Below are 12,473 nucleotides of genomic sequence, written 5' to 3'. Positions count from 1 at the left end.
ATCTAATTTAATTTTAAAGTTGCGTGGGTATTAATTCTTCAATATTAAATATTGAAAAGGCATTAATGTGATTTCGCTGCCTACAGTTACGGATGTTCCTGTAATAGCATCTTTCCAGATTGCTTTTAAGGCTGGTGAAGCAAGATATTTTACGGTACTATTGGTTAGATTAGAAAGAACAAGAACTTTTTCGGCATCTTTTACCATTGTAAATGCACTAACCGCATCACTGCTATATCCGGTATAAACGCCTTTTTTTACAGCAGTACTTGTATTTCTAAAAGCGATTATTTTTTTGTATTCCGCTAACATAGAAGCATCAGCAGTAGACCAGTCAATTGGTGTTTTGGCAAAATAATTAAGCCTTTTTTCATAACCAACTTCTTGTCCGTTGTAAATCATAGGAACAGATTTCATGTATGCTGCTACGACAAAAGTGGCTACAGATCCTTTTTTACCTCCAAAAAGTTCCAGCGGAGTTCCTTCAGAAAGGTTTACATCGTGATTACTTGTATATCTTACCACTCTGTTTTCTTCATTATAATTGTTTGCATATTCTGTAGCATTAGAATCCTGAATGGTAGTTGCAGGTTTACTTTCTTTAAAAACTTTTTCTAAAGTACTGAAGAAATTGAATCCAAAAGTGTAATCAAAACCAGAAGCAAAATGATTTACTTTTGATCCTTCGGCCAACATTAATATCGTTTGATTTTTTTTGATGCTTCTTAATTTAGTAATTGCATCTGACCAGAAGTTTTGTGGCACAAAATCAGCATAATCACATCTGAAACCATCAATATTGGCATTATAAACCCAATACGACATGGCGTCGATCATGGCGTCTTTCATTTCAGCATTATTAAAATCTAATTGTGCTACATCATTATAATTTGTTCCCGGAGGAATAATGATATTTCCTTTGTCATCTTGCTGATACCAATTTTTATGTTGTGTAATCCAGGCATTGTCCCAAGCGGTGTGATTGGCAACCCAGTCCAGAACTACAGCCATATTTTTTTTGTGTGCCTCTTCGACCAAAACCTGAAGATCCTGCAGGGTTCCAAAATCAGGATTTACAGCTTTGTAATCCTGCACGGCATAAGGCGAACCTAATTCTCCCGAAGCTTTTACTTTTCCAACAGGGTAAATAGGCATAAGATAAATCACATTTGCACCTAATTCCTGAATTTGAGTAAGTCTGTCCTGAACTCCTTTTAAGTTTCCTGCGGCACTAAAAGCACGAATGTTTACCTGATAAATTACAGCATCTTCTTTTTTAGGCATTTTTTCGAATGAGGCTCCGTATTGTTGATAGGGAGAAGCCGGAGTTGAATCGCTATCTGATGAACTACACGAAACAAATGCTAATGCAAGTAGTAAAGTATAGACGATTTTTATATTTGATTTCATGTTTTTTTGAATTTAATTTTAATAAAGCGGTATTTTTTTAGTCGGAAAGATAGCCTGCCTTTCGCTCAAAAAAGGCAGGTATCACTCAAACTAATCTAGCTTTATTACAATGTTAGATTATTTTTTAACGATCGTACAAGTTGCCGTTGCTGGATAACCTGCTGATGCCGGATCTACGTCGTTTATAGTAAAGGTAATTTCGTAAGTTCCTGCTTCAGCAATATCATAAGCGCCTCCATTATCTTTATTAATCGTATTTGTTGTAGCGTCTGCAGGTCCGTAGTTTACATCCCACTTATCATTTAATCTGAATTTTAAAGCTCCAACTATTAAGTTAGCAGTAACTTTCCAGGTTTTTGTTTCGTGGTTGTATGACATCGGGATAGAGTGGTTCCATCCATAATCTTTGTCTTCAGGTGTTGGTGCATGAGTTGATGATCCTACAATTCCCCAGGCATAAGGAGCAGAACTCCATTTTAAAGTATTAAGATTTACTTTTATCTGATAAGAACCTACTCCCGGCAAATGAAAATTAGGTTCGCTCATATTTTTTAAATCAGCATTTGTATCACCTGCACCGTAGTATTGATCCCAATTTCTGGCTGTGTTCAATTTAAAATCAGTGCCATTGCCAGGAGAAAGGGTAACATATCCCTGATAAACACCTTTTGCAATAGCGGTCAAAGCTGCAGCAGTTCCTACATTAAATTCTCCCTGATAGAATCCCGGCATATAAATTTCGCCAAAAACAACACTTTTTTCGTAAGGCGTAACTGTTAAGGTGATTGGGTCAGAATAAATTTTTCGATCCATAGCTGCTTCTACACGAACTACTAATTTTCCTGCAGCATCAATAGGTAATCCTAAATCTGTAGCAATTTTATTTAATTCGCTGCCAATAAATGCTTTGCTTAAAACATCCTGACCAACTTCAATTCGCTTGGCTTTTTGCCAGGCATTTGCACCGCTTGTGTCATTGATTAAATCAAATTGTATGGCATAAGTAACAGGCGCATCAATAGGAAATGTTACTTTGGGCCAGGAAATAAGCAGCGCATTATTGTCTGCAGTATCTTCTGTAAGAACTATTGTGCTGGATGAAACTTCGATCGCAGCAGGAAAAGTTACTGTTTTCAATGTCGTTAACTGACCTTCACTTTCACAGGAGGCGCCTAAAAAAAGCACGGTCCCCAGTAGGAATAATTTATTGATATATTTTTTCATGATAGTTTTGTTTTTAGTAACCCGGGTTTTGTTTAAGTCCACGATTAGCATCTAAAGCAGATGTTGGGATAGGGAACAATTTTCGGTAAGCAGGAGATGCCGGTCTGAATTCGTTTGCCAATAAAAATTTATCAAAACGAATCATGTCTTGTCTTCTGTGACCTTCCCAGTTCAATTCGAATCCTCTTTCGTTATAAATGTCATCAAGAGTAGGGTTTGCATCCAGTGCATTTAATCCTGCACGCACTCTGATTTGATCAATAAAAGGTTTTGCAGCACCTGGGTTTCCTAAACGGGCATTACACTCAGCCATCATTAAAATTACATCAGCATATCTAAAAATAGGGAAGTCATTAGAAGCTCCTCCGCCACTTTTTGCTCCAGCAGGATAAAATTTTACATTACGAACTCCTGCCTGAGGATCAGCTCCGGGATTGTCAAGAGAGGCAACATCAAGACTATAATTAAATCCACCTGCCTGTTCTCCAACCAAAAATTGTTGTCTTCGAATATCTGTTAAGGCATATTTCAGGAAAAAGTCTTTTGGAACAATAGTTCCGTTCCAGCCAGCCATTCCAAATAAAGCTGTACCATGCGGACCATATACACTACGAACAGCATAAATATTACGGGAAACTACATCAAGGGTTGCATAAATAGGTAAGATGGTTTCGTCTTCAGGAAGTACATCCCCAAATAGTTCATAATACTTATTTCCTAACGGACTAGCAGCATTTGCCGCTCCTGAATGTAGTGTAAAACCACCTTCACTAACTTTATTACAAGCTGCTAAACATTCGCTCCATTTTGCTTCTCCGGTATAAACCTGCGCATTTAGATATACTTTTGCTAATAAGGTATAACCTGCCCATTTATTAAATCTTCCGTAATAATTTCCTCCTTTTGTGCCTGAAAGCTGCTCTACATTTTCAGTTAATTCTTTTACAACAAAAGTGTAAATTTCTTTACGGCTTGATTGCGGGATTTTATCAACGGTAATATTATTATCCGTAAAAAAAGGAACATCACCAAAATCATCAATCAATAAATAATAAAAGAAAGCGCGTAATACTTTTGCTTCAGCAATTTTTGAAGCTTCGGCATTTGATTTTTCTAATAAATCGACCGCTAAATTTGCATTAAAGACAGATTTATATAACCAGTTCCAGGTATTATTAATGATAAAATCTGTTGGTAACCATTCGTGTTTGTGCAAACGTGCAAAATCTTGCTGCCAGTCTCCGGTATTTCTATGCGGAATAACCTGCTCGTCTGATGCCATACAGTTCATATCATACCAACCGTTATCTGCTCCTGCATAACCAACACCAGGAACATTTTTACGTTGAAAATCACCCGGAATTTCTGCATAAACACTCGCAAGAGCGATATCTGCTCCCTGAGGAGTTCCGTAAAAATCGTCAGCCGGATATTTATCGTACACATTTTCGCTGATATCCGTACAGCTAAAAAGTGTTAGGAAACAAACGCTTCCTGCTAATAATATATTTTTAATTTTCATTTCTTTTACTATTTAAATTTTACAGTCAGACCAAATGCAACACTTCTGGTACGGGGATAAATTCCTTTATCACCACCAAAATTATCATTAGGATCACCACTTCCGCTTATGTTCAATTCCGGATCAAGACCTGTGTAATCTGTAATTAATAATAAGTTGTTTCCTGTAAGTGAAAGTCGGATAGAGTCTACATATTTATCCGTAAAACGGAAAGTATATCCTGCGGTAACATTTTCTAAACGAACAAATGAGCCATCTTCCAGCCACAAGTCAGAAGCATAAGGAGAAGTATAAATTCCTTCATCAAGAGCGCTTTCCAGTACGTTTGATTTACCTACATTTTCTAATCGGCTTAAATTAGAACGTAATCCGTTGTAGATTTTATTTCCTCCTGAACCTCTTACTAATACTGATGTATCAAAGTTTTTGTATCGATAAGATGGGTTAAAGGCAAAAGTGTAAGTTGGCAAAGCTGACCCTGCATAGTAACGATCCGGACTTTTAACGCCCTGATCAATAATGCCGTTTCCGTCACGATCTTTTACAGTTTCGACATTGTTTTCGTTTTTACCTGTATGTTCTAAAATGTAAAATGCACCAACCGGTTTTCCTTGTACCAAATAAGAGTTTGCTGCTCCCCAGCCTACATAATCTGTATTTAATGGAATACCATTAATACTGCCGCTTAGATTAAGTACTTCATTTTTCATGAATGATACGTTTCCTGCTAATGTAAGTGTACTGTTATTCGTTTTAATAACATCATAAGCAAGAGCGATCTCCAGACCTTTGTTTGAAATACTTCCTACGTTTGCTTTTATTTGGTTATAAGGATAAGGAGGCTGTGGAACTGTATAATCAAATAATAGATTATCAGTTTTAGAATCGTAAACATCTACGCTACCTCTTAATCTATTGTTCAAAAGAGCAAAGTCAAGACCAATATTGGTTTGCTTTTTGGTTTCCCATTTCAAATCAGCATTTGCATTTTGAGTAATGTTGAAATTGGTAATAGGCATTCCTCCAAAATAAGTTGTTCCTGCACTTCCTACTAATGACAATGAAGTTTGCGGATAAAGTCCTTGCTGATTACCTGTTTCTCCATATCCAACACGTAATTTTAATTCATTAATCAACGTTTGATTGGCCATGAAAGATTCTTTGTTAATTTGCCATGCCACAGAAGCTGATGGGAAATTTCCCCATTTATTGTTTGCTCCAAATACAGACGACCCATCACGTCTGATACTTGCCGTTACTAAATAACGATCTAATAAGGAGTAATTTAATCTTCCTAAATAAGAAACTAAAGTTCTGTCATTTTTATAAGAAGAAATATCGTTGGCCTGTACTTTAGAAAAATCACCAAACTGAAGCGCATTATAAGTAGTATTATCGTTTATAAAACCTCTTGCCTGAGCATAATTGCCCTGATAAGTCTGACTTTGCCACTCATATAATGCTAATGCGTTGAAGCTATGTATGCCGAAAGTTTTTTTGTAAGTAAGGCTTACATTGGTTAATTTTTCGTTTTGTCTTTCATTTTTAATATTAGCATACCCTTTTTGATCAATTGCCAAAGCATCTGTTGATTCTGCCGGCATAAAGTACCCAATAGTTTTATTAGTTTTTCTCCAGCTTCCAAACCAGCCGGCAGAGAAACCTTTGCCTAGATCCAATTCGGCTTTTAAACTTCCAAATAAATTATCATTTTGAGTTTCATTTGTAGCGGTTTGAGCTACTGCGTAAGGATTTAAATATTGAAAAACAGTTGGGTCAGTATAATATTTTCCGTCAGTATTAAAAACAGGATCAGTTGGTCTTGCCAATAATGAATTTGTGATTAAGTTTGATTTATAAGAAACCGTTCCTACTTCGCCAATACTGCTTGTTACATTATTTACTCCCGTATTTAAATTAAAAGTTAATTTTAATTTATCATCAAGAGCCAATTGTGTAGCCTGAATACGACCAATATATTTTTGATTACTGGAATTAATTACAACCCCATCTTGCAAAATTGCTGTTAGAGAAGCTCTGTAATTAAATTTATCTGTTCCGCCGCCAAATGATAATGTATGCGTTTGTGTGATTCCGGTTTGAGTTAAAAGATTGTACCAGTCTGTATTTGAACCGTGATTTGCAGATGCTGGAACACCAACACTCTGAGCAGTTTCCCACCATTGGTTAGCATCTAACATGTCTAATTTTTTTGGAATAAAATCGATAGAAGTAGATCCTATGTATTCCATAGTTGTTTTGCCTGCTTTATTTTTTTTAGTAGTTACAATGATAACTCCGGGAGCACCTCTGGAACCATAAACAGCCGTTGCCGAAGCATCTTTAAGCACATCAATGCTTTCGATTTCGCTAGGCGGAACCTGATTTAACAAATCCATATTTCCCTGAATTCCGTCTACAACTACAAGCGGATCATTCCCGCCAATTAAAGAAGAAATCCCACGAATACGAACACTTGGGCCTGAACCAGGTTCGCTCCCAATTTGAGTAATGTTTACACCGGCGGCTTTACCAGAAATCAACTGTAACGGATTTACAATTGCACCCTGATTCATGTCTTTTGCAGCGATTGAAGAAACTGCTCCTGTAACATCTTTTCGGGCTGTAGAACCATAACCTACAACAACTATTTCCTGTAAATCTGTAGCATCAGGAAGAAGTTGAATGTTGATAACGCTCTGGCTGGCAACTACTTTTTTCTCTTTATATCCAACAAAAGATACAATAATCACAGCAGAACTGCTTTCTACGGTAAGTTTATACTTCCCATCAAAATCAGTTACCATTCCGTTTTTAGTTCCCTCCTCAAGAACCGAAGCTCCCGGCAAAGGCAGACCATTTTCATCCGTAATGATTCCGCTTACAGTTTGTTTTTGATAAGGAATGTTTTGTGTTTTTAATTCTGGTTTTTTCAGGATGATTTGAGTATCCCGAATTTTAAATTCGGTCAAAGTTCCTCTAAAAAGTTTATCCAAAACAATATTGATAGGCTGGTCTTTTACAGAAATTGAAATTGTTCGATCTAAGTCAATGTCATTCAATTTGTAAATAAACCTGAAGTCTGTTTTTTGTTCTATGGTCTCAATAACCTTTTCGATGGTTGAATTGTTTAATTCAAGGGTAACTTTTGTTTTTTGGGCATAAGTATTTCCTCTGATATTAAACATGGCGACCAAAATAAGTAGTGTAGTTAGTTTCAATTTTAGGTCATTTTGGAACAATGAGTATAGGAACCCATTATTCTTAGATTTTTTTTTCATAATTTTGTTAATTGATTGTAGTTAATTCATTATATTCAATCACTTAGTAAATCGGAAATTGTTCGCAGCTCTTTCCGATTTTTTTATTCCTTGAATTTTATTCTTTCATTTTTCTTCATGTTTTTAGTGGTTATTTAATTAGTATTTGATTGTTTTTTATAGTGTAATTTATACCATGAATGTCATTAAAATAGCTCATAACTTTTTCAATAGATTCATCGCTAAAACTTGCATTGAATTTTTCGTTGGCCAATTTTTCATTTTTGTTTACAATTGTAACATTATAGCGTCTTTCAAGTTTTGTAATGATGTTTTTAAAAGCCATATTTCTAAAAGTCAATCCGCCATTAATCCATGAAGTATAAATATCAGTGATTACAGGTTTGGTAGAGATTAATGCATTTTCTCTGTTAAAACTTCCTTTATAACCCGGTTTTAAAATGGTGTTTTTAGCAGCATCGAATTCTTCATTAGTACGATACATTCCCACAGAACCTTCGACCAAAACTACATCTGTTGCAATATCTTCAGGATAATTTGAAACATTAAAGTGAGTTCCCAGAACACGTATATTCAAAGCATCGGCATTTACTATGAACGGATGTTTTTTATCTTTGGCAACATCAAAAAAAGCTTCACCATCCAGAAATACCTGTCTGTTTTCGCCGGCAATAAATTTTACAGGATATTTTAGCGTTGTTCCTGAATTCAGGTGAACAAGCGTTCCGTCAGACAATTGTAATTTGAATTTTTTACCGTATGGAATTTTGATCGTGTTATAAGCGATGTTCTCTACATCAGAATTAGTGTCGTAAACAATTTTGTCTCCATCCTGATTTCCAACGATATTTCCGTCAGCATCTTTTACTGCAACTTTATTATTTTCAGATATGATTTGTGTATTTCCGTTTTCTAATTGCAATACGATATCAGAACTTTTAAAATTAAATTCAGGCTGAGGTTTAGCTGTAAAAGTTCCTTTTTGATACGCAAATCCAATTCCTAATAAAACAACAATTGAAGCAGCAATTGAAATGTACTTTCTAAAATTTGATTTTTTAGAAGTCATATCCAATACATTTTCTTCTTCTTTTGCATTTGCAAGAATAGAAGCAAAAATAGAATCTGCAGTTTGCTGACTCATTTTTGGCATTTCGTTCAGAAGATTTTGAATGTCTGTGACGGAAGGGAAATCATCCGTAAGTTTATTTTTTTTGTAATAGGCAATTACCTCGTTTGTTTCTTCGGGAGTACATTGGTTCAAAACAAACTTTTGTAAAAGACTTTTTATTTCAGAATTTGAATTCATTACGAATTGATTTAGGGCTTGATTTTATATAATACAGTTGAAAACAAGTTGAGTACTACTCAAACGTTGTAAATTTTGTAATTTTAACATTTGTGAGTGCCATTATTGTATGGGTAAAACTCGTCATGTGTTGATTTTGTTGAGATTTTTTGATTGAAACTTTAAAAATATATATTTTAAATTCTAGGGTTTTTTAGGCTCAAGAAGTTGTTTTGTCATTTCGACAGAGGAGAAATCACATTAGAAAATCGACAAAGATTGGCGCTTTTAGGAGCGGAATTACGAGTGTGATTTCTCCTTCGTCGAAATGACAAGATTGTGGTAATTTGGATTCAGAAGAATTCCCCCATTTATATTAAGCTCTTTCGTTTAAGCAAAAAAAAAATCACCCGAAAAGAGTGATTTTAATGGTTTAATTGGTTTTTTGGTTTAGATAATTTCATCATGAACGTGAAAAAAGACTCGCATCGATTCTAATGCTTTGCTCATTTGGTTCCTGACTGTATTGATTGAAATGCCGAGTTCCTGACTTATTTCTTCGTAACTCATGCCTTTTTTTCGGGACATCTTAAAAATTTGCTTCCGCTTTGGCGGTAATTTATTCATGGCTTCTTTTCGAAGTTTTTTACAATCGGCTTCACGAATAGAGTAATCTCCATAGTCGTGTGACTTCTGGCTTTCATAAAAGATTTCTTCTTTAAGTAAGACATCATTTGCCGCTTTATTCAAAATATTAAAAGCTTGATTTCTGGCAATTGTAAAAATATAAGCTTTAAACGATTGCTCGATATTTAAGTTTTCGCGGTGTTGCCAGACTTTCATAAAAACATCCTGAACATTTTCTTCCGCAGCTTCTTTCGATTTTAACAAACTAATGCTATAACCATAGATATCCTGATAGTACAAATCAAAAAGTTTACGAAATGCTTTTTCGTTGCCGTTTTTGAGTTCACTCACCAATATTTTTTCGCTATGGTCTGTTGTTTCTAACATTAATTTAATTAGTCTTTATTTAATTCTAATTATATTATGATACTATCAAAATGGGTACTCTGATTTAGTGACTGGTTAGCAAATATATAAAAATATTATTCGCAACAAATTTTATTAAAAAAAACTTAATTCTGTTTTTTTTAATAAAATTACTGCTGAATGCCAGTAATGGTAATGGTAAATAGCTTTTTATCAAGTCTATATATTTTTATATGATATTTTATAAATTAATTATTCTTAAGTGCGTTTATTGAGAATATTCTTATTAGCGGTATCGATAAATGAAGATTTAGTAAATGATCAAAAAAAATCCCTCTATATTTCCGGTAAGAAAAAATAGAGGGATTATATGAGTAGAATATTTGAGTTATTTTCTTCTATTATAAAAAAATTTGATTAATTTTTTAAGTCTTTAATTACTTTAAATGCTACATCAACCTGATCTTCTCCAACTAAAATAGTGAATTCGTTTGAAGTAGAAATCACCTCATTGATAATAATTCCTTCCCAGGCTAAACGTTGAAAAATGAAATAATAAATACCGGGAACAACAATATTTTCTTTAGGTAATTTTACTGTAATTGATGCCAGATTATCTAATTTCTGAATTAGCTTTTCGCGCATAAAATGTTTTTCAACCAAATGATTTACACTGCTGCTAACCACGATGTTAGTTTCGTTTACACCACGTGACGAGGTATAGAATATATCTGATAAAGCATTAATATCAGAAATTAAATCAGCTTGTTTGTTTAAAACAGTTTCAGAAGCTGCAAAGGTATAATCCGTTAATTCTGAGCGAACTGTAATTTCGCCAATATTCTTGATTACCTTATTGATTTTATGGTTCAATTTAAAATCCAATTCTTCTGTAAGTCGTTTAAGCGACATTACAACAGCGCCTTGTTTCACTTCTTTACCAAATTCACTTTCTAGTTCGGTCATAATGTTCCGGGAAAGCGACGTCAGATTGATAATTCCAAGCGATAACGCATTTAATAAAAAGGGTTTTGTTTTGATGTAATTTTCGACGATTGAAGAAACGGTTTTCATAGTTTTTTTTCTTTTTTTTGTAACTTAATTGTGCTGGTTTAGTTATAGAGGTGTTATAAATCTTCGCAAATATAAATAAAAAAACAATTTGTTACAAATATAACAATAAAAAATTATGTTAAAAATGGTAAAAAGCATCTGTAAGATGTTCAATTGCAAATGTTTCGCTATTTTTATGGATTCCGATGATGTCAAATCTTACATCAAAATCTATATCCCTATAGTTTATGTAGGCATTTACTGCTTTTATGAGTAGCTGAATTTTCTTTGATTTGACAAAATCTTGTGGAGAACCAAAATCTAAACTGGATCTCGTTTTTACTTCAACAATAGCCAAAATACCCTCTTTTTGGGCAATAATGTCAATTTCAGCCTTTTGAAATGTCCAGTTTCGTTCTAAAATTTTATACCCATTTTGCTGAAGATATTCTACAGCTAAATCTTCTCCTTTTTTACCCAGATCATTATGTTCAGCCATTTTTTTTAGTTTTCAGTCTCATTCTCAGTTTTTCATTGTGAGTTAGATATTATATTAAAATGTAAATGCATATAAAGACACAAGTCGTAAAGCATCATTATAGAGCTTTGCGACTTGTGTCTTTATAAAATATGTTGTGGTATTTTTTCTTATTTAAAAGAAAACGGAATCAAGTAATTATTTTTGAAAAGAAACAGTACTTCCTGTTTCATTTACTTCAATCGAAATGGTATTTCCCATAATCAAAGCTCTATTATCCTGAATATGTCCTGCCGGAAAATTGAAGATTACCGGAATATTGTATTTTTTAGTTACATCATCTACAATTTCAACTGCATTTTTGCCCCACGGCACTTCGTTGTCTTTCATTTTGGTCATTCCGCCAACAATAATTCCTCTTAGATTTTCTATGCAGCCGTTGCGTCTTAAATTCATCATCATACGATCGATATGATATAAGTATTCATCTAAATCTTCGATAAATAAAATTTTATCCTTGCAATCTATAGCTGACGGAGATCCTAATAAGCTGTATAAAATGGATAAATTTCCTCCCACTAATTCGCCCGTTGCCTTACCAAAACGATTCATTTTGTCCGGAGCAATTGTGTAGGATAGTGGTTCGCCAAACAAACTTGATTTCATCGAGCTAATAGCTGCAGGAGTTGCGCGCGGTATTGTTACCGGCATAACGCCATGAATCGATTTATAACCCATCGTGTTTAAATGATTATGTAAAACGGTTACATCACTAAATCCGATAATCCATTTGGGATGTTGCTTAAATTTGGTAAAATCAAGTAAATCAATCATTCTCACAGTTCCATATCCGCCACGAACACACCAGATTGCTTTAATATTTGGATTGTCTAATTGATGCTGAAAATCAGCAGCACGCTGTTCATCTGTTCCTGCAAGCTGATTAAAATCAAGTCCAATCGAAGTTCCAACAACAGCTTCTAATCCCCAGCTTTTTAATAAATCAATCGTAGGTTTTAAGTTATCGTCGATATTTTTTCTGGCAGTTGCTAAAATAGCTATAGTATCTCCTTTTTGTAAATAGGGTGGTGTTATCATGTTTTGTTGGGATTGACAAGTGAATGAATGCAAAGCAAAAATAAGGAATATGAATTTACAATGAGAAAAGTAATTTTTGAAGTGCTGGTTTGGGCTCATGTTCATAGTTTCTATTGCTAATTCTTA

Annotated in this window: 9 protein-coding genes; all 9 read right to left on the bottom strand. The window is 34.2% G+C overall.

The window, feature by feature from the left end:
- Nucleotides 1-30: 30 nt before the first annotated feature.
- Complete coding sequence (locus RC62_RS17780; RefSeq protein WP_055097537.1) at nt 31-1,410, bottom strand: alpha-amylase family glycosyl hydrolase; 1,380 nt, start codon at nt 1,408-1,410, stop codon at nt 31-33.
- Between the two features lie 117 nt (nt 1,411-1,527).
- The gene (locus RC62_RS17775) at nt 1,528-2,634 is read right to left on the bottom strand and encodes a SusE domain-containing protein (RefSeq protein WP_055097536.1); all 1,107 of its coding nucleotides are present in this window, start codon (nt 2,632-2,634) and stop codon (nt 1,528-1,530) included.
- 13 nt (nt 2,635-2,647) lie between these two features.
- On the bottom strand, nt 2,648-4,156 hold the full coding sequence (locus RC62_RS17770) for a RagB/SusD family nutrient uptake outer membrane protein (RefSeq protein ID WP_055097535.1): 1,509 nt from the start codon (nt 4,154-4,156) through the stop codon (nt 2,648-2,650).
- 8 nt (nt 4,157-4,164) lie between these two features.
- Nucleotides 4,165-7,377 (bottom strand): TonB-dependent receptor, encoded by a 3,213-nt coding sequence (locus tag RC62_RS17765; protein ID WP_245176843.1) that lies wholly within the window; start codon nt 7,375-7,377, stop codon nt 4,165-4,167.
- 190 nt (nt 7,378-7,567) lie between these two features.
- Nucleotides 7,568-8,746 (bottom strand): FecR family protein, encoded by a 1,179-nt coding sequence (locus tag RC62_RS17760; RefSeq protein WP_055097532.1) that lies wholly within the window; start codon nt 8,744-8,746, stop codon nt 7,568-7,570.
- Nucleotides 8,747-9,175: 429 nt separating this feature from the next.
- On the bottom strand, nt 9,176-9,739 hold the full coding sequence (locus RC62_RS17755) for an RNA polymerase sigma factor (RefSeq protein WP_055097530.1): 564 nt from the start codon (nt 9,737-9,739) through the stop codon (nt 9,176-9,178).
- A gap of 396 nt (nt 9,740-10,135) precedes the next feature.
- Nucleotides 10,136-10,792, bottom strand: coding sequence for a hypothetical protein (locus tag RC62_RS17750; protein ID WP_008466087.1), 657 nt, complete (start codon nt 10,790-10,792; stop codon nt 10,136-10,138).
- A 118-nt stretch (nt 10,793-10,910) separates the two neighbouring features.
- Entirely contained in the window at nt 10,911-11,270 is a 360-nt protein-coding gene (locus RC62_RS17745; RefSeq protein WP_055097528.1) for a YraN family protein, read from the bottom strand.
- Between the two features lie 177 nt (nt 11,271-11,447).
- The gene (locus RC62_RS17740) at nt 11,448-12,347 is read right to left on the bottom strand and encodes an LD-carboxypeptidase (RefSeq protein ID WP_055097527.1); all 900 of its coding nucleotides are present in this window, start codon (nt 12,345-12,347) and stop codon (nt 11,448-11,450) included.
- Nucleotides 12,348-12,473 lie beyond the last annotated feature (126 nt).

Source organism: Flavobacterium aquidurense (assembly GCF_001404985.1).
Classification (GTDB): domain Bacteria; phylum Bacteroidota; class Bacteroidia; order Flavobacteriales; family Flavobacteriaceae; genus Flavobacterium; species Flavobacterium aquidurense_B.
This window is presented reverse-complemented; position numbering and strand designations above follow the sequence as displayed.